The sequence below is a fragment of the Chromobacterium vaccinii genome, from assembly GCF_000971335.1.
Classification (GTDB): Bacteria; Pseudomonadota; Gammaproteobacteria; order Burkholderiales; family Chromobacteriaceae; genus Chromobacterium; species Chromobacterium vaccinii.
In genome coordinates this window covers 17,744-35,204 of sequence record NZ_JZJL01000016.1, presented here as the reverse complement: position 1 = coordinate 35,204, position 17,461 = coordinate 17,744, and the positions used below count along the sequence as shown (strand labels likewise).

The following is a 17,461-nucleotide window of genomic DNA, read 5'->3' as shown; positions in this document are numbered from 1 at the left end:
GGCTGCCGGTACTGGTTGCGATGGTTCTTAGCCTACCTTCCGCCCGCAAGCGGCCCAATCGGCCAGTAGGGGTGAATGGCACCGGCAGAGGGAGGGGGCCAGCTAAGCCTTAAGGAGTAGTCCGTGGTAGAACGAAAGCCGGACGTGAAAAAGGCGCCCGCGGGCGCCCTTTCGATGCCATCCAAGCCATAGGCTGCAATGCCCGGCCAGCAAGCGCCGCCCGCTCAGCAGCGCACCTCCGCCTTCTTGCGGGCGTAGTACCAGCCGTTGATCGCCAGGCAGCTCAGGTAGAAGGCGATGAACACGTACAGCGCCGCCTCCACGCCGCCGGTCATCGCGATCGAGGTGCCGTAGCTCTTGGGAATGAAGAAGCCGCCGTAGGCACCAATGGCGCTGGTGAAGCCCAGCACCGCCGCCGCTTCGCGGGTGGCGTCTTGCGTCGCCTGCTTCTGCGCCGCCTCGCCGGGTCCAGCCATGCGCTGATGCAGCGTCAGGAAAATAGCCGGCACCTGCATGAAGGTGGAGCCGTTGCCGATCCCCGTCAGCGCGAACAGGCACAGGAACATCGCGAAGAAGCCGGTGAAACTGCCGCCCTGGCCGCCGTGCGGCAGGAAGAAGATCACGCCCAGCACGCCCAGTACCATCAACGAAAACGCAGCCTGCGTCACCTTGGCGCCGCCTATCTTGTCAGCCAGCCAGCCGCCCAGCGGACGGGTCAGCGCGCCGACCAGGGGGCCGAGGAAGGCGTAACGGGTGGGGTCGATTTCGGGAAACTGGCCTTTCACCAGCAACGGAAAGCCGGCGGAGAAGCCGATGAAGGAGCCGAAGGTGCCCACGTACAGCCAGCACATCAGCCAGTTATGCTTGCGGGTGAAGATCACCGCCTGCTCGGAGAACGAAGACTTGGCCGAGGCCAGGTCGTTCATGCCGAACCAGGCCGCCAGCGCCGACACGGCGATGAACGGCACCCAGACGAAGCCGGCGTTCTGCAGCCACATCTGCTTGGACAGCGCGCCCTTCGCCCAATGCTGCGGATCGCCGCCCAGCTGGCCGAACAGGCCCATGGTGATGACGATGGGCACCACGAACTGCACGATGGACACGCCCAGATTGCCCAGGCCGGCGTTCAGGCCCAGAGCGGTGCCCTTCTCCGCCTTGGGGAAGAAGAAGCTGATATTGGCCATGCTGGAGCTAAAGTTGCCGCCGCCGAAGCCGCACAACAGCGCCAGCGTCACCATGGTGACATAGCTGGTGCTGGGGTCCTGCACCGCGAAACCGATGCCCACCGCGGGAATCAGCAAGCTGGCGGTGGAAATCGCCGTCCACTTGCGGCCGCCGAACACCGGCACCATGAAGGAGTAAAAGATGCGCAGCGTGGCGCCGGACAAGGCCGGCAGCGCCGCCAGCCAGAACAGCTGGTTCTGGCTGTAGCCGAAGCCGATATTCGGCATGTTCAGCACCGCCACGCTCCATACCTGCCAGATCGCGAAAGCCAGCGTCAGCGCCGGAATCGATATCCACAGGTTGCGCCGCGCCACCGCGCGGCCTTTCTGCTGCCAGAACGAGGTCGACTCCGGCTCCCAGTGTTTGATCAGATAAGTCATGAATGTCTCCCGCGCCGCGTTCAGCCGCGCTCGCTCGTCAAGGGAATGGGATGGACCGGCGCGGCCGCGCGCGCCTTGGCCTTAGCCGCCGATTTGAAGGAAAAATGCATCCACACCAGGCTGACGCACACCGTGCCGTACAGCAGCATGAAGGCGCTGGAACGGACGCCGGTCAGATCCAGCAGCACGCCGAACAGGATGGGCAGCAGGAAGCCGCCCAGGCCGCCGGACAGGCCCACCACGCCGGACACCGCGCCGATGGAGTCTGGGAACTCGTCGGCGATGAACTTGAACACCGATGCCTTGCCGATGGCCATCGCCACCCCCACCAGGAACAGCAGGCCGGTGAACAGGTAAACGTTGAGGCCGATGTGCAGGCTCATCGGCCCGTTCACCGTGGCGACGCGCATCTCGGTCTGCGGATAGGACAACAGGAAGAAGGCCACCCAGCACACCCACATCACCGCCCAGGTGACCACGTGGGGGCCGAAACGGTCGGACAGATAACCGCCCGCCGCGCGCAACACGCCTCCCGGCAGGGAGAAGCAGGCCGCCAGCAGCGCCGCGTGCTTCAGGTCCAGCCCGTATTCGCCGACGTAGTACTTGGTCATCCACAGCGCCAGCGCCACGTAGCCGCCGAACACCACCGAGTAGTACTGGCAATAGCGCAGCACCGCCGGGTGCTTCATCAGCGCCAGTTGCTGGCGCAGCGTGATGGTGGACGGCGCCTTGTGCGCCGGATCGCTGAATGAGAACAGCCAGAACAGGATGGCGGCGGCCAGCATGATCAGCGCGTACGCGGTGGGCACGCTCTGCCAGCCCCAGGCTACGATCAGCGCCGGCGCCACCAGCTTGGTCAAGGCCGAACCGGCGTTGCCGGCGCCGAAGATGCCCATGGCCAGACCCTGCTGCTCCTTGCGGAACCAGCGCGCCACATAGGGCGTGCCGACCGAGAACGAGCCGCCGGCCAGACCGACGAACAAGCCGGCCAGCAGGAACTGCCAGTAGGCGCTGGCGAATTGCATCAGGTAGATGGGAATCACGCAGCTGAGCATCAGCGCGAACAATACCGGGCGGCCGCCATAGCGGTCGGTCCAGATGCCCAGCGGCACGCGGATCAGCGAGCCGGTCAGCACCGGCGTCGCCGCCAGGATGCCGAATTCGGTTTCATTGAGGCCCAGCTGCTGCTTGATCGGGATGCCCAGCACCGCGAACATCATCCAGACCATGAAGCAGAGGGTGAAGGCCAGCGTGCTGCTGGCCAGCACGCTGTAGCGTTTGAATGTCGGGGAAGTCATGGCGCCATACCCATGGAGTGGTCATGGTTGCCACGATAAGCGACGGCGGCGCGGGCTGGTATTCGTCTGTCGCAGGATTATCAGCCTGCCAACGGACGAGGCGGATTAACCCTTACGGCCGGGGCCGGCTACTCCCAATGGGGGAGATCAGCCCGCGCGCCACCATTCCGGATGCTGGACCAGCGGCGCGGCGATGTCTGCGGCCAGGCCATCCAGCAAGGTCTGCAAGCCGGCCAACAGCGCGCCCGGCTCGCTAGACGCCACCGCCTGGCTGCGGCTGAAGCCGCCGCGGGCCAGTATCTTGCCGTCGGCCGCGCTCTGCAGCTGCCACGCCGCCTCCAGCGCCGCGCCCTGGCCCGGCTTCAGGCTGAGGCCGCGCACGTCGACGGCGATGCGCAGATCGCCGCCGTCCATGCCCGGCTGCGGGTAGGCATAGACGCTGGCCACGCCGCTGGCGCGCGCCACGCCCTGGCTGAGCCGTTGCGCCAGCAACCGGTCCAGCGGCGCGCTCCAGCGTTCGAACTCCTGCAGCTTCAGCTCGCCACCGCCCATGTCCATCACCAGCTGGGGGCGATCCAGCGCCGCCGGCAGGCTCACCGGCCCCAGCAGCACCCGCTTGCCGAATTGCGCCTTCGCCTGCGGCGCGGCCGGCGCGTCAAGCCCGTAAAAGCGCGACTGCGGCGACGCGCAGCCCGCCAGCGCCGCGATCATGGCCGCGGCGAACATCGTTTTCATCATCATGGCTGCGCCTCCTTGCCGCGCACCAGCGCCTCGGGATGGCGGTCCAGATAATCGGCCAGCGCGCGGAAGCTGCGCGCGGTCTCCTTCACTTCCTGCGCGGCGGAGCGCATGTCCTGTTGCAGCGGCGAATCGGCGCGCATGGTCTGGCGGGTGGCCTCCAGCGTCTGCTGCAACTGCTCCAGCGTCTTGCTCGCTTGCGGCACCGTCTGGTTATTCAGGCCGTCGCTGAGCCGCTTTACGCTGTCCAGCGTCTGGTGCAGCGATTTCAGCGAGGCGTCGGCCTCCTTGCCTATGCTGTCGAACGGCACCGCGTCCAGTTTCTTGACGATGCGCTGCAACACCCGCTGCAGCTCTTCCAGGTCGCCCGGAATGGTCGGCAGCTCGGGCACCCCGCCCTTCACCACCAGCCGGGCCGGCGGCGCGTCGCGGAAGAAGTCCAGCGCCACGTACAACTGGCCGGTGATCAGGTTGCCGGAGCGCAGTTGGGCGCGCATGCCGTTGGCCACCAACGCCTGCGGCGACAGCTTGCCGGTGATGCGGCCGCCGCGCGACAGGCTGTCCAGCCGGCTGGGATAGGTGCGGATATCCACCGTCATGTCGAAGTCCTTGCGGTCCTGCACGTACTGCACGCCTATCGCCGTCACTTCGCCTATCGTGATGCCGCGGAAGTCAACGGGCGCGCCGACGCTCAGCCCGCGCAGCGACTGGCGGAAACGCAGGCGGAACGGCTGCATCTCGCGGTCCGGATTCTGCAGCGCCCTGTCGCGGGTATCGTGCAGGATGAAATTGCGGTCCGACAGCGGAATGCCGGCATTGTCGGCCAGCGGCGTCTCGAAGGCGATGCCGCCCAGCGCGATCGCCGCCAGCGACTGGGTGCTGACGTTGAGGCCGTTGGCGCTCAGCGACACGTCGACGCCGCTGGCGTGCCAGAAGCGGCTGTTGGCGGACACGAAATGGTCATAAGGCGCGTTGATGAAGACGGCCACCTTGACGTAGCCGCCCTTGGGGTCCAGCTCGTAGCCGACTACTTGTCCCACCGGCACCCGGCGGAAATACACCGGCGAGCCAGTGTTCAGCGACCCCAGATTGTCCGCGCGCAGCGTGAAGGTCTGGCCCGGCAGGTCGGCGTTGATGATGGGGGGCGTCTCCAGGCCGACGAAATCGGCCTTCCGCGCCTCGCTCTTGCCGATGTCCATGCCGATGTAGGAGCCGGACAGCACCGTGCCCAGGCCGGACACGCCGCCGCCGGACACCCGCGGCCGCACCACCCAGAAACGGCTGTCCTCCGCCAGGTAATCGGCGGCCTCCTTGCGAAGCTGCGCGGTGGCGACGATGGCCTGCCGGTTGGGGCTGAGTTGGACTGAGGTCACCTCGCCGATCTCCACGTCCTTGTACTTGATCCGGGTCTTGCCGGCTTCTATCCCCTCCGCGTTCTGGAAGGAGATGGTGATGGTGGGGCCGCGCGACAACACCGCGTGCACCGCCAGCCAGCCGCCTATCAAGGCCGCCACGACCGGAATCAGCCAGACCAGCGACGGCGCCCAGCGGCCGCGGCGCACCGGCACCGCCTGCGGCAGATCCGGCTCTGGAGGGTTTTGCGGATTTTCACTGCTCATCATGTTCCTCTACGGGGTCCCAGATCATCCTGGGATCGAAACTCATCGCGGCCAGCATGGTCAGCACCACCACCGCGCCGAAGGCGATCGCGCCTGGCCCGGCCTTGATGCTGGCCAAGGACTGCCATTGCACCAGCGCCACCATCAGCGCCACCACGAAAATGTCCAGCATCGACCACGGGCCGATCACTTCTATCATCCGGTACAGCCGCGTGCGCTGGCGCGGCGCCCAGCTCCAGCGCCACTGCACGCTGCATAACAGCAGCAGCAAGGCCAGTATTTTCAGCATCGGCACCAGCACGCTGGCGGTGAACACCACCAGCGCCAGCGGCCAGGAATCGTTGTTCCACAGATAGACCACGCCGCTCATGATGGTGTCGCGCTGCACGCCGGTCAGCGCCGTGGTTTCCATGATGGGCAGCAGATTGGCCGGCAGATAGCTGATCATCGCCGCCAGCAGCAAGGCCCAGCAGCGCTGCAGCGCCGCCGGCCGCCGCAGATGCAGCGGAGCCGCGCAGCGCGGACAGGCGACGGCCTCGGACGTCGAGATCCTTACCAGCAGCCCGCAGCCGTGGCACAGGCACAGATTGCGCGACGCCGCGCTGCTCAATGGATAATGCGGCATGAGCGATAGCGCTCCCACAGTTCATGCGGCCGGAAACGGCTGGCGCTGGCCGCCATCAGCACGATCAAGCCGAAAAACGCCCACAAGCCTATGCCCGGCTGCACGCTGGCCAGATGTACCAGCTTCACCAGCGAAACCAGCACGCCCAGCAAAAACACCTCCACCATGCACCAGGGCCGCGCGAGGCCGCGCAGCCGCATCATCGCCGGGAAACCCGGCAGCGCGCGGCCGAACAGCAGCGGCAGCTGCAGGTAGAGCATGCTGGCCAATTCCAGCGCCGGCATCACGATGCCGGTGAACAGCACCAGCAGCGCCACCTCCGGCATGCCCTGCCCATGCAGCGCCAGCGCGGTCTGCCACAGCGTGGCGGCATTGCGGTTGCCGGCGATCTCCAGCACCAGCACCGGGTAGATGTTTGAGATCGCGAACATCACCGCGCCGGCCGCCAGCAGCGCCACGCCGACCTCGGGGCCGCTATCCGAGCATTCGTACAGCTGGGCGCCGCAGCGCGGGCAGCAAACGCGCACGCGGCCGGTTTGCGCGCCGGGCAGGCGCAGCAGCAGATCACAATCGTGGCAGGCCGTCAGCCGCCCCTCCCTGCTCACACCGTCCATTTGCGCTTGCGCTCCGCGGTGAAGCTTGGCCAAGCGCGCGCCTCCCCGGTGTCCATGTAGTGGCAGACCGACATCAGCACGTCGAGCACGCAGGGGTCGTGGCGCTGGCCGGTGGCGTCGCACAGCTGCAGATAAAGCTGGTGGGGATCGCGGTCCCGCAGGTCGGCCGGATGGCTCAGGCCCAGCAGCCGCAGATCGGCGGCGGCGCGCGGGCCGACATTGGGCAGTTGCAGCAGATCGGTGGCGGCGTCCGGCGGCGGACAGCGGGATGGGTGCATGGAAAACGGCCGTGGCGTAGTCATTCAGACTACATGATAAAGGAGCGGCCGCCTCAGTTCAAAGCGGCCGCTCCCGGGCAAAACGCTCAACCGTGGAAAATGTCCCAGGCCAGCTTGCAGATCAGCACGCTGGTCAAGCCGAGGAACAGTACCCGCACGAAGCCGGCGCCCTTCTTCATCGCCAGCCGGGTGCCGACCATCGCGCCGGCCATATTGGCGGCCGCCATCGGCAGCGCGAGCTGATACAGCACGTGGCCGGCGCCGACGAAGAAGATCAACGCCGCGACATTGGTGGCCAGGTTCACCACCTTGGCCGCCGCCGACGCGTGCAGAAAATCGAAAGCGAAGAAGCGAATGAACAGGAACATCAGGAAGCTGCCGGTGCCAGGGCCGAACAGACCGTCGTAGAAACCGATGGCGCCGCCTATGGCCATGCCTACCGCCATTTCCCGGCGGCCGATGGCCACCGGCTTGTGCAGCTTGCCGAAGTCCTTCTTCCACAACGTATACACCGCCATCACCAGCAGCAGCGCCAGCACCAGCGGCCGGATCACACCCTTGGGAATCTGCGACACGACAGCCGCGCCGGCGAACGAAAACACGAAGGCGGTGGCGGCGGCCGGCAGCACCAGCCGCCACGGCAGCCGCACCCGGCTCAGATAGGAACGCGCCGCCGACAGCGTGCCCACCGCCGCCGACAGTTTATTGGTGCCGAAGATGGTGGCCGGCGCCGCATTGGGCAGCGCGCTGAACAGGCCGGGGATCTGGATCAGGCCGCCGCCGCCGACGGCCGCGTCCACCAAGCCCGCGCAAAAGGCGATCAGGCACAAAAAGCTCAAGCTCAACAACATTGTCATCCTCCTCGACGCAAATTGTACGTGCTGGCCCGAAACAATGCTTGCAATGTAATATTGCGAAAAACACAACATTGGAGCCGCAATGAAGCCGCTATGGGGAATCCGCATATTCTGCGCGGTGGTGGAGCAGAAAAGCTTCGTCTCCGCCGCCCGCCAGCTGGGCACCTCGCCCAGCAGCGCCACCCGCGCGCTGCAGGCGCTGGAAGAGGAGCTGGGGGCGATGCTGCTGGCCCGCTCCAGCAAACAGGTGGAGCTGACCATGGCCGGCGAAGCCTACTACCCCGCCGCCCGCCAGATGCTGGACCTGCAGCAGCAGGCCGAGGAAGAGCTGAGCCAGCAGGCCGGCGCGCCGCGCGGCCTGCTGCGCTTCTCCGCGCCGGAAACGCTGGGGCGCGAGCTGCTGCCTGCCGTGCTGGCCAGCCTGGCCGATGCCCACGCCGGCCTGCGCTTCGAAGTGCTGTACAGCGATTCGATACTGGAGCCGATACGGGACAAGCTGGACTTCTCGATACGCGGCGCCTTCCCCGCCTCCAGCGAGCTGATCGGCCATCCCTTGTGGCACTACCGCCGCCACCTGTACGCCAGCCCGGACTACGTCGCCCGCCACGGCGCGCCGGACCATCCCGCCGAGCTGCCCCAGCACCGGGTGGTGATCCATAGCGCGCCGCGGGTGCTGAAAGCCTGGAATTTCGTATCAAGGGATGAAACCGTCAGCCTCAACCTGAATGCCTGGCATCGCAGCAACTCCGGCAACGGCGTGCTGGACGCCGTCCGCGCCGGCATGGGCATCGCCCGGCTGGGAGACTGGCTGGCGGAGCCGCTGGCCGCGCGCGGCGAGCTGGTGCGGCTGTGCCCGGATTTTCGCATCGTATCCAGCCACGGCGACGATCCGCAGATGCATGCGGTGTTCGCCAGCCGCGGCATGCCGCGCAAGGCCCGGCTGCTGCTGGACGCGCTGCGTCAGGAAGCCCGGGCGCGCGGCTTCGACCTCCATCCGCCGCGCTGAAAGCAAAAAGCCCCGCATTAGCGGGGCTTGGCGTCCGAAGCGGGCCGGATCAGTTGTTGTCGGTCAGCGACTGCTTGCCGGCGGTGACCGGATACTTCTCCCGCAGAGCTTTCAGGTAACTGGCCAACTGGCTGTTGGCGCTCAGCTCGCCCAATACATTGCCCAACTGCGCGCGGTCGGCGTCGGTGACGGCCGGAGCCGGAACCACCTTGTTGACGCGGTAGATCACGTACTCGCCGGTGTCGTGGCGCACGCCCGCGAAACCAGGCAGCTTGCTGCCGGCCACGGCGAACACCGCGCGGACATCAGCGGCCGGCATGCCGGCGGCGGCGCGGCGGGATACTGTGGCCGACTGGCCCCACTTCTGCGCATCCACGCCCTTGCCTGCCTTCAGCTCGGCCAGCAGAGCCTGGCCTTTCTTGTCGGCCAGCTTGGCGCCTTCCCGCTCCACCAGCTCCTTGCGGATCGCGTCGCTGACGTCGGCCAGCGGCTGCTGGCGCTCCGGCTGGTGCTCGGCGATGCGGGCGACCACCAGGCGGTTGCCGCCGATATCCACCACTTCGCTGTTGTGCTTTTTCTTCAGCACATCGTCGCTGAACACGGCGGACAGCAGCTTGGCGTTGCCCAGCAGCTCATCCTGCGACGGCTGGTTGCGCTGCATCCAGTCGGAGTGCTTGACCTCCAGCTTCAGCGCGTCGACGACGCCCTTCAGCGAGTCGGCCTGCTGGTAGGCGACTTCGTTCAGCTTGTCGGCCTGTTCGCGGAACAGCGCGGCGGATTTCTGCTTCTGCAGCTTGTCGACGATCGCGCCCTTGACGTCTTCCAGGCTCTGCGACTTGACCGCGTCCAGGCGAATGATGTGGAAACCGTACTCGGTTTCCACCAGGTCGCTGATCTGGCCCGGCTTCAGCTTGAACACCGCGTCGTCGAACGGCTTGACCATCATACCGTGGCCGAAAAAGCCCAGGTCGCCGCCCTTCTCCGCGGAGCCAGGATCCTGCGACTTAGCCTTGGCCAGCTCGGCGAACTTGGCCGGATTGGCGCGCACATCCTTCAGGATGGCCTCAGCCTCAGCCTTGACCTTGGCCTTCTGCTCCGGCTTGGCGTCCTTGGCCACCGTCAGCAGAATGTGGGAGGCCCGGCGCTGTTCGCCGGCCAGGTCGGCCTTGTGCTGGTCGTAGTACTTCTGCACGTCGGCGTCGCTGACCTTGATGCCCTGAGCCAAAGCATCCTGGGACAGCACCACGTAATCCAGCTTCACCTGCTCCGGCAGCTTGAAGCGCTTGGCGTTGGCGTCGTAGTAGGCTTTGAGCGCCGCGGCGTCGGTCTTCACCTCGGAGCCGAAATCGGACGGCTTCAACACCAACTGCTGCAGTTCGCGGCCCTCGCCCAGCAGCCCCGCCACGCGGCCCACCACCGTGTTGGACACGAACTGGGTGCCGGCCACGCTGTTCAGCTGGCTTTGCAGCAGGATATCGCGGCTGATGTCGGCCTCGAAGGCTTCCGGATTCGGATAGCGACTCTTCAGGAATTCGCTGTAGCGCTGGGAGCTGAACTGGCCGTTTTCCTGAAAGGCGGGAATGGAAGCGATCACCTTGCGCAGCTGTTCCGGGCTGACGGCGACGCCGTGGTCGCGGGCCTCGGCCAGCAGCAACTCCTGGCGGATCAGGTTTTCCAGCGCAGCCTGGCGGGCGGCGGGGTCGCTAGGCTGGCCTTCCAGCGCGCGATCCAGATCTCGCTTGTAGATCTTGGTCTTGCCCACCTTGACCAGATAGGGATCGTCGGTGGCGCTGGAATAGCTGCCGACGCCGAAGCCCACGAAAGTCAGGGCCACAGCGCCCAGGATCACTTGAATGACGGTTTTGTTGTTCTGGACAAACTCGAACATGACGATTGGCTAAGGCCACCCCTGTAAAAAAAAAGGTGAACACGCAAACGGTTCACCTTCTCTTGTGTATTTGGCGGAGTGGACGGGGCTCGAACCCGCGACCCCCGGCGTGACAGGCCGGTATTCTGACCAACTGAACTACCACTCCGTGCCGTTGGTGGGCGTTGACGGAGTCGAACCGCCGACATTCTGCTTGTAAGGCAGACGCTCTACCAACTGAGCTAAACGCCCGTGCGCTCCGCCGAACCCTGGAAAATCAGGCCCCGGCGGAGTGGCAAATTATAGCGCGTCTTTCAGTGCCTTGCCAGCGCGGAACTTCGGAGAACGTGCCGCCGGGATCTTGATGGTGGCGCCGGTCTTCGGGTTGCGGCCGCTGCGCTCAGCGCGTTCGCCCACGTAGAAGGTGCCGAAACCCACCAGGGTCACGGTATCGCCTTTTTTCAAGGCGGAGGTAACGGCAGCAACCATGCCGTCCAGAGCCTTGGCAGCAGCAGCCTTGGAGATGTCGGCTTCTGCCGCGATGGCGTCAATCAGTTCAGACTTGTTCACGTAAGTCCCCTTTCGTCGTTCTCGGTCTACGTAGTTCAGATAAAAACGCTTGCTTTATAGCAAGGCGGAAATCCTTGTGTCAAGCGGCTTCCACGGTCATTTTGCTAATTCGCAAGCACAACGGGAAGCCGCGAAAACACAGCTTATTCACGGCTTCGGTAAGACCATGATTCTTAATGCTTCAGGACCGGAACATTGCTGCCGGCGTCCTGAGCGGGCGGAATGTCGCCAGATTGTTCTTCTTGCGACAGTTCTTCCGGTTGACGTTCCAGCGCGAGCGCCAGCACCTCATCAATCCACTTGACCGGATGGATCTCCAGCTTCTGCTTGATGTTGGCCGGAATCTCCACCAGATCCTTTTCATTGCCCTTCGGGATCAGCACGTGGCGGATGCCGCCGCGGTGCGCCGCCAGCAACTTCTCCTTCAGGCCGCCGATCGGCAGCACCTCGCCGCGCAGCGTGATCTCGCCGGTCATCGCCACATCGGCGCGCACCGGAATGCCGGTCAGCACCGACACGATGGCCGTGGTCATCGCGATGCCGGCGCTGGGGCCGTCCTTCGGCGTCGCGCCTTCCGGCACGTGGATGTGCATGTCGCTCTTCTCGTAGAAGTCCGGTTTGACGCCCAGGCTTCTGGCCCTGCTGCGCACCACGCTCATCGCTGCCGTGATCGACTCCTGCATCACCTCGCCCAACTGACCGGTGCGCACGATATTGCCCTTGCCGGGCAGCGATACCGCCTCGATGGTCAGCAACTCGCCCCCCACCTCGGTCCACGCCAGGCCGGTTACCTGGCCGATGCGGTTCTGCTCCTCGGCCAGGCCGTAGTCGAAGCGGCGCACGCCCAGGTACTTGTCCAGATTCTTGGCCGATACCGTCACCTTGGCCGTTTTGGTCGGTTTCAGCAACGCGCCGGTCACTACCTTGCGGCAAATTTTGGCCACTTCGCGGTCCAGGCTGCGGACGCCGGCTTCGCGGGTGTAATAGCGGACAATGTCCCGGATCGCCGATTCCTGCACCACCAGCTCGCCCTCGCGCACGCCATTGGCTTCCACTTGCTTGGGTAGCAGGTACTTCAGCGCGATGTTCACCTTTTCGTCCTCGGTATAGCCGGAAAGACGAATGATTTCCATCCGGTCGAGCAATGCCGGCGGGATGTTCAGCGAGTTGGCTGTCGCGACGAACATCACATCGGACAGGTCGTATTCGACTTCGGCGTAGTGGTCGATGAAGGCGTGGTTCTGCTCCGGATCCAGCACTTCCAGCAGCGCCGACGACGGATCGCCGCGGAAATCCGCGCCCAGCTTGTCCACTTCGTCCAGCAGGAACAGGGGGTTCTTGACGCCGATCTTGGCCATGTTCTGCAGCACCTTGCCCGGCATCGAGCCGATGTAGGTGCGGCGGTGGCCCCGGATCTCGGACTCGTCGCGCACGCCGCCCAGCGCCATCCGCACGAACTTGCGGTTGGTGGCGCGGGCGATGGACTGCCCCAGCGAGGTTTTGCCCACGCCCGGAGGGCCCACCAGGCACAGGATAGGCGCCTTCAGGCGGTCGACGCGCTGCTGCACCGCCAGGTACTCCAGAATGCGTTCCTTGACCTTCTCCAGACCGAAGTGATCCTCATCCAGCACGGCATCGGCCGCGGCCACGTCCTTGCTGATCTTGGTCTTTTTCTTCCACGGCAGCTCGAGCAGCGTGTCGATGTAATTGCGCACCACGGTGGCCTCGGCCGACATCGGCGACATCATCTTCAGCTTCTTCAGCTCGGACAATGCCTTCTCGCGGCCTTCCTTGCTCATGCCGGCGGCCTTGATGCGGCGCTCCAGCTCGTCGTGGTCGCTGGCCTCGTCCATCTCGCCCAGCTCTTTCTGGATGGCCTTGACCTGCTCGTTCAGGTAGTACTCGCGCTGGCTCTTCTCCATCTGGCGCTTGACGCGGCCGCGGATGCGCTTTTCCACCTGCAGGATGTCGATCTCGCCTTCCAGTTGCGACATCAGATGCTCGAGGCGGGTCTGCACGTCGAACATCTCCAGCACTTCCTGCTTCTGCTCCAGCTTCAGCGGCAGGTGGGCGATGATGCTGTCGGCCATGCGGCCGGCGCGGTCGATGCCGGCCAGCGAGTTCAGCACCTCGGGCGGAATCTTCTTGTTCAGCTTGACGTACTGCTCGAACTGCGCGAGCAGCGCGCGGCGCATCGCCTCGGTCTCGTTGGATTCTTCCAGTTCGCTGGACAGCGGCGTGAACTCGGCGACGAAGCAGCCGTCCTCCTCGCCCACTTCCTTGATGGTGGCGCGCTGGCGTCCCTCCACCAGCACCTTGACCGTGCCGTCGGGCAGCTTGAGCATCTGCAGCACGGCCGCGATGGTGCCCACGCTGTACAGATCTTCGGCGGAAGGTTCGTCCTTGGAGGCGGAGCGCTGGGCCACCAGCAGGATCTGCTTGCCCTCGTCCATCGCCAGTTCCAGCGCACGGATCGACTTGGCCCGACCGACGAACAGCGGAATGACCATGTGCGGAAAGACCACCACATCGCGCAACGGCAGCAGCGGCAGCGTGGTCTCTTCTCTGATTTCTGCGGGTTGCGGCATATCACCTAACCTTAGCTTGGGGAAACAATGCTTGGAAAATGGGGCGAAAGGCCAGAATATCAACACCCCATACTAAAACAGATTACGTCGGTGACAAATAAAAAACCGCCCTGACGGGCGGTTCAGTCATTCAGGCCAGGCCGTCAGGCGGATTGTGCCACATCGCCGCCTTCGCGATAGATGAAAAGCGGCTTGTCGCCCTTCTCGATCACCTTCTCGTCGACTACAACCTTTTCCACATCCTGCATCGACGGCAGCTCGTACATGGTGTCCAGCAGCGCGCGCTCCAGAATGGAACGCAGGCCACGGGCGCCGGTCTTGCGGGCGAGCGCCTGCTTGGCGATCACTCGCAGCGCCGACGGACGCACTTCCAGCTCCACCGCCTCCAGCGAGAACAGCCGCTGGTATTGCTTGATCAGCGCGTTCTTCGGCTGGGTCAGAATGGAAACCAGCGCCTCCTCGTCCAGCTCCTCCAGCGTGGCCACCACCGGCAGACGGCCGATCAGCTCCGGAATCAGGCCGAAACGGATGATGTCCTGCGGCTCGACCTCCTGGAACAGCTTGGTCAGACTCTTGCCATCATCCTTGGAGGAGACTTCGGCGCCGAAGCCGATGCCGCCCTTCTCGGAACGCTGGCGGATGATCTTGTCCAGACCATCGAAAGCGCCGCCGCAGACGAACAGGATGTTGGTGGTGTCGACCTGGATGAACTCCTGGTTCGGATGCTTGCGGCCGCCTTGCGGCGGCACCGATGCCACCGTGCCCTCGATCAGCTTCAGCAAGGCCTGCTGCACGCCCTCGCCCGATACGTCGCGGGTGATGGACGGGTTTTCCGACTTGCGCGAGATCTTGTCGATCTCGTCGATGTAGACGATGCCGCGCTGGGCCTTCTCAACATCGTAGTCGCACTTCTGCAGCAGCTTCTGGATGATGTGCTCGACATCCTCGCCCACATACCCCGCCTCGGTCAGCGTGGTGGCGTCGGCGATGACGAAGGGCACATCCAGCAGGCGCGCCAGCGACTGGGCCAGCAGGGTCTTGCCGGAGCCGGTCGGGCCGATCAAGAGGATATTGCTCTTGGCCAGCTCGACGTCATCCTTGCCGCCCTTGTTGTACAGCCGCTTGTAGTGGTTGTACACCGCCACCGACAGGGTCTTCTTGGCGAAGTCCTGGCCGATGATGTACTGGTCCAGATCCGCGCGGATCTCCTGCGGCGTCGGCAAGGGATGGTCGCCGGACGCGCCGCCGATCACCTCTCCGCCAGCGCCTTTTTCCAGCTCCTCGCGGATGATGTCGTTGCACAGCTCGACGCATTCATTGCAAATGAATACCTGCGGTCCGGCGATCAGCCGTTGCACCTCATGCTGGCTCTTTCCGCAGAAAGAGCAGTAGAGAAGCTTCTCGTTGCTGTTTTTGTCAGCCATTAGCCAATTCCACTACTTAGACCGTCACATCCCGACGGGAAGACAGCACTTTATCGATCATGCCGTACGCACGAGCCTCTTCCGCCGACATGAAGTTGTCGCGTTCGGTGTCGGACTGCACACGCTCCAGCGCCTGGCCCGAGTGCTTGGCCAGCAGCTCGTTCATCTTTGCCTTCACCTTGACCAGCTCGCGGGCATGGATCTCGATGTCGGTCACCTGGCCTGACAGGCCGCCGCCGTACAGCAGCGGCTGGTGAATCATAACCCGGCTGTTCTCCAGCGCGAAACGCTTGCCATGGGCGCCCGCCGCCAACAGGAAGGCGCCCATGCTGGCCGCCTGCCCGATGCACAGCGTCGAAACATCCGGCTTGATGAAGTTCATCGTATCGTAGATCGACATGCCGGCGGTAATCGAGCCGCCCGGCGAGTTGATGTAGAAATGGATGTCCTTGTCCGGATTTTCCGACTCCAGGAACAGCATCTGCGCCACAACCAGGTTGGCCGACTCGTCGGTGACAGGACCGACCAGGAAGACGATGCGTTCCTTCAGCAGGCGAGAGTAGATGTCATAGGCGCGCTCGCCCCGACCGCTCTGCTCCACCACCATGGGCACCAAGCCCAGACCTTGCGGTTCCATCATAGATTTCATCGGCCACTCCAAAAGTTGTTATCAGGCTTGGCTGCCCATCAGTTCATCGAAGGACAGGTCCTTGGCTACAACATTGGCCTGAGACAGCACAAATTCAACCACGTTGTCTTCCAGAACCATCGAAGTCGGGCCCTCCAGACGATCTTGGCTCTCGTAGTACCAGGCCAGCACGTCTTCCGGCTGCTCGTAGCTGTCGGCGAATTCGGTGATCATGCCGCGAACCTGTTCCGGTTTGGCTTCCAGCTTGTTGGCTTCAACCATTTCCGACAGGATCAGGCCCAGCTTCACGCGACGTTCGGCCTGAGCGGCAAACAGCTCCGGCGGGAACGGCATGTCTTTCACGTTCATGCCGCGTTGCTGCATGTCGCGGCGGGCCTGCTCGACCAGACGGCCGATTTCCAGGCTCACCAGGGCTTTCGGCAGCTCCAGCTCGGTGGCGTCGATCAGCGCCTGCATCACGTTTTCCTTGATGCGTGCTTGCAGGCGGCGCTTCACTTCACGCTCGACGTTCTTGCGGATTTCGCCGCGCATCTTTTCCACGTCGCCTTCGGCGATGCCCAGCATCTTGGCGAATTCTTCGTTCACTTCCGGCAGGGTGGCTTCAGCCACGTTCTTCACCAGGATCTCGAACACGGCTTTCTTGCCGGCCACGTCCTTGCCATGGTAGTCCTCGGGGAAGCTCACTTCCACGCTCTTGATGTCGCCTTCCTTGGCGCCGACGACGCCGGCTTCGAACTCGGCCAGCATCTGGCCCTGGCCCAGCACGAAGGGGAAGTTCTCGGAAGAGCCGCCTTCGAAGGCCACGCCGTCGATGGTGCCCTTGAAGTCGATGATCACGCGGTCGCCTTCGGCGGCTTCGCGCTCAACGCGGTTGTAGCGGGTGCGCTGCTTGCGCAGAATGTCGATGGTCTTTTCGATTTCGGCGTCGCCGACCACGGTGTTCGGCTTTTCGATTTCCTTGCCGGCCAGCTCGCCGACCTTCACTTCCGGATACACTTCGAAAGTGGCGGCGAACTTGAAGTTTTCCTTGTCGTCGCCGGCTGCAACCGGCTCGAAACGCGGGTAGCCGGCAACGCGCAGGCTTTGTTCGGTCACGGCCTTGTAGAAGCCTTGCTGAACCTGCTCACCCATCACCTCTTCACGCACCTGGGCGCCGTAGTTCATTTCCACGATCTTCAGCGGAGCCTTGCCCGGGCGGAAACCTTGGATCTTGGCGCCGCGGGCCACGCGCTTCAGGCGCTCGGCAACCTGGGTTTCAATGGCGGCCATCGGCAGGGCGATGTTCATGCGGCGTTCAAGATTGCTCAGAGTTTCCAGCTGTACTTGCATGTTGATTCCTTAAGTGTGACAGGTTTTAGTCATCTGGGACGGTACGACGCCCACTCCCGCCAGGTTTCCGGCACCCGCCGGACGGCTTGGAAGCGGCGCTGCGTGGAGTTACACCACGCACCCAACGAAGCAAAGAGTATAGCACGCAGGGCCGGCTTGTCTGCCCCTCTGCCGCTCCGGCTTCGGCCGGGAGTCCCGCCCGCCTGCGGCGCCGACGCGCGCCGCGCCGCGAACCCAAAAGGATTTCGGCTTGATATTGCAGAGGTTTTTACCGGCGCGCGCGCGGCGGCTGGCGCCATCTGCTATCATCCCGCTTCATGCAAATTGCCATTTCCAGCAGAGAAAATATCCTGAAAGAATGAGCCTTTCCGCCCGAAACCGCGCCTCCCGGCCCC

15 protein-coding genes and 2 tRNA genes are annotated in these 17,461 nt (G+C 64.3%); 1 reads left to right on the top strand and 16 read right to left on the bottom strand.

Annotated features, from left to right (window positions below):
• Nucleotides 1-224: 224 nt before the first annotated feature.
• The 8 genes from VL52_RS09955 to VL52_RS09920 form a co-directional block, all read right to left on the bottom strand.
• The gene (locus tag VL52_RS09955; protein ID WP_046156892.1) at nt 225-1,604 is read right to left on the bottom strand and encodes a NarK family nitrate/nitrite MFS transporter; all 1,380 of its coding nucleotides are present in this window, start codon (nt 1,602-1,604) and stop codon (nt 225-227) included.
• A gap of 20 nt (nt 1,605-1,624) precedes the next feature.
• A complete protein-coding gene (locus VL52_RS09950) occupies nt 1,625-2,902 on the bottom strand; it encodes an MFS transporter (protein ID WP_046156891.1) in 1,278 nt (425 codons plus the stop codon).
• A gap of 147 nt (nt 2,903-3,049) precedes the next feature.
• On the bottom strand, nt 3,050-3,643 hold the full coding sequence (locus VL52_RS09945; RefSeq protein ID WP_052729243.1) for a PqiC family protein: 594 nt from the start codon (nt 3,641-3,643) through the stop codon (nt 3,050-3,052).
• Nucleotides 3,640-5,262 (bottom strand): PqiB family protein, encoded by a 1,623-nt coding sequence (locus VL52_RS09940; RefSeq protein ID WP_031296364.1) that lies wholly within the window; start codon nt 5,260-5,262, stop codon nt 3,640-3,642. The genes VL52_RS09945 and VL52_RS09940 overlap by 4 nt, the downstream gene beginning before the upstream one ends.
• Entirely contained in the window at nt 5,249-5,884 is a 636-nt protein-coding gene (locus VL52_RS09935) for a paraquat-inducible protein A (RefSeq protein ID WP_031296362.1), read from the bottom strand. Before VL52_RS09935 ends, VL52_RS09940 begins: the two co-directional genes overlap by 14 nt.
• Nucleotides 5,866-6,498: a paraquat-inducible protein A gene (locus VL52_RS09930; protein WP_046156890.1), complete on the bottom strand. Its 633-nt coding sequence runs from the start codon at nt 6,496-6,498 to the stop codon at nt 5,866-5,868. Before VL52_RS09930 ends, VL52_RS09935 begins: the two co-directional genes overlap by 19 nt.
• Nucleotides 6,486-6,776 carry a helix-hairpin-helix domain-containing protein gene (locus VL52_RS09925; RefSeq protein ID WP_046156889.1) on the bottom strand — a complete coding sequence of 97 codons (291 nt, stop codon included), beginning with the start codon at nt 6,774-6,776 and terminating at the stop codon, nt 6,486-6,488. The genes VL52_RS09930 and VL52_RS09925 overlap by 13 nt, the downstream gene beginning before the upstream one ends.
• 86 nt (nt 6,777-6,862) lie before the next feature.
• Nucleotides 6,863-7,627 carry a sulfite exporter TauE/SafE family protein gene (locus VL52_RS09920; RefSeq protein WP_021477111.1) on the bottom strand — a complete coding sequence of 255 codons (765 nt, stop codon included), beginning with the start codon at nt 7,625-7,627 and terminating at the stop codon, nt 6,863-6,865.
• Nucleotides 7,628-7,715: 88 nt separating this feature from the next.
• Here VL52_RS09920 and VL52_RS09915 point away from each other — a divergent pair, with 88 nt between their 5' ends.
• The gene (locus tag VL52_RS09915; RefSeq protein WP_046156888.1) at nt 7,716-8,639 is read left to right on the top strand and encodes a LysR family transcriptional regulator; all 924 of its coding nucleotides are present in this window, start codon (nt 7,716-7,718) and stop codon (nt 8,637-8,639) included.
• A 49-nt stretch (nt 8,640-8,688) separates the two neighbouring features.
• Here VL52_RS09915 and VL52_RS09910 read toward each other — a convergent pair whose 3' ends face one another.
• The 8 genes from VL52_RS09910 to tig form a co-directional block, all read right to left on the bottom strand.
• Complete coding sequence (locus VL52_RS09910) at nt 8,689-10,527, bottom strand: SurA N-terminal domain-containing protein (RefSeq protein ID WP_046156887.1); 1,839 nt, start codon at nt 10,525-10,527, stop codon at nt 8,689-8,691.
• A gap of 71 nt (nt 10,528-10,598) precedes the next feature.
• Nucleotides 10,599-10,675: transfer RNA gene (locus VL52_RS09905), tRNA-Asp, on the bottom strand.
• 7 nt (nt 10,676-10,682) lie between these two features.
• Nucleotides 10,683-10,758, bottom strand: a tRNA-Val gene (locus VL52_RS09900).
• A gap of 48 nt (nt 10,759-10,806) precedes the next feature.
• Nucleotides 10,807-11,076, bottom strand: a complete 270-nt coding sequence (locus tag VL52_RS09895; RefSeq protein WP_011136101.1) for an HU family DNA-binding protein — start codon at nt 11,074-11,076, stop codon at nt 10,807-10,809.
• 173 nt (nt 11,077-11,249) lie between these two features.
• Nucleotides 11,250-13,664 (bottom strand): endopeptidase La, encoded by a 2,415-nt coding sequence (gene lon, locus VL52_RS09890; RefSeq protein ID WP_046156886.1) that lies wholly within the window; start codon nt 13,662-13,664, stop codon nt 11,250-11,252.
• A gap of 143 nt (nt 13,665-13,807) precedes the next feature.
• Nucleotides 13,808-15,088 carry an ATP-dependent Clp protease ATP-binding subunit ClpX gene (gene clpX, locus VL52_RS09885; protein WP_046156885.1) on the bottom strand — a complete coding sequence of 427 codons (1,281 nt, stop codon included), beginning with the start codon at nt 15,086-15,088 and terminating at the stop codon, nt 13,808-13,810.
• A gap of 16 nt (nt 15,089-15,104) precedes the next feature.
• Complete coding sequence (gene clpP / locus VL52_RS09880) at nt 15,105-15,737, bottom strand: ATP-dependent Clp endopeptidase proteolytic subunit ClpP (protein WP_046156884.1); 633 nt, start codon at nt 15,735-15,737, stop codon at nt 15,105-15,107.
• Nucleotides 15,738-15,758: 21 nt separating this feature from the next.
• Nucleotides 15,759-17,066 carry a trigger factor gene (gene tig / locus VL52_RS09875; protein ID WP_046156883.1) on the bottom strand — a complete coding sequence of 436 codons (1,308 nt, stop codon included), beginning with the start codon at nt 17,064-17,066 and terminating at the stop codon, nt 15,759-15,761.
• Between the last annotated feature and the right edge of the window lie 395 nt (nt 17,067-17,461).

Coding starts and splice junctions, on each gene's coding strand:
- lon (WP_046156886.1), bottom strand. CDS start 13,664: ATGCCGCAACCCGCAGAAATCAGAGAAGAGACCACGCTGCCGCTGCTG.
- VL52_RS09910 (WP_046156887.1), bottom strand. CDS start 10,527: ATGTTCGAGTTTGTCCAGAACAACAAAACCGTCATTCAAGTGATCCTG.
- VL52_RS09950 (WP_046156891.1), bottom strand. CDS start 2,902: ATGACTTCCCCGACATTCAAACGCTACAGCGTGCTGGCCAGCAGCACG.
- VL52_RS09955 (WP_046156892.1), bottom strand. CDS start 1,604: ATGACTTATCTGATCAAACACTGGGAGCCGGAGTCGACCTCGTTCTGG.
- clpP (WP_046156884.1), bottom strand. CDS start 15,737: ATGAAATCTATGATGGAACCGCAAGGTCTGGGCTTGGTGCCCATGGTG.
- clpX (WP_046156885.1), bottom strand. CDS start 15,088: ATGGCTGACAAAAACAGCAACGAGAAGCTTCTCTACTGCTCTTTCTGC.
- VL52_RS09930 (WP_046156890.1), bottom strand. CDS start 6,498: ATGGACGGTGTGAGCAGGGAGGGGCGGCTGACGGCCTGCCACGATTGT.
- VL52_RS09920 (WP_021477111.1), bottom strand. CDS start 7,627: ATGTTGTTGAGCTTGAGCTTTTTGTGCCTGATCGCCTTTTGCGCGGGC.
- VL52_RS09940 (WP_031296364.1), bottom strand. CDS start 5,262: ATGATGAGCAGTGAAAATCCGCAAAACCCTCCAGAGCCGGATCTGCCG.
- tig (WP_046156883.1), bottom strand. CDS start 17,066: ATGCAAGTACAGCTGGAAACTCTGAGCAATCTTGAACGCCGCATGAAC.
- VL52_RS09945 (WP_052729243.1), bottom strand. CDS start 3,643: ATGATGATGAAAACGATGTTCGCCGCGGCCATGATCGCGGCGCTGGCG.
- VL52_RS09925 (WP_046156889.1), bottom strand. CDS start 6,776: ATGCACCCATCCCGCTGTCCGCCGCCGGACGCCGCCACCGATCTGCTG.
- VL52_RS09915 (WP_046156888.1), top strand. CDS start 7,716: ATGAAGCCGCTATGGGGAATCCGCATATTCTGCGCGGTGGTGGAGCAG.
- VL52_RS09935 (WP_031296362.1), bottom strand. CDS start 5,884: ATGCCGCATTATCCATTGAGCAGCGCGGCGTCGCGCAATCTGTGCCTG.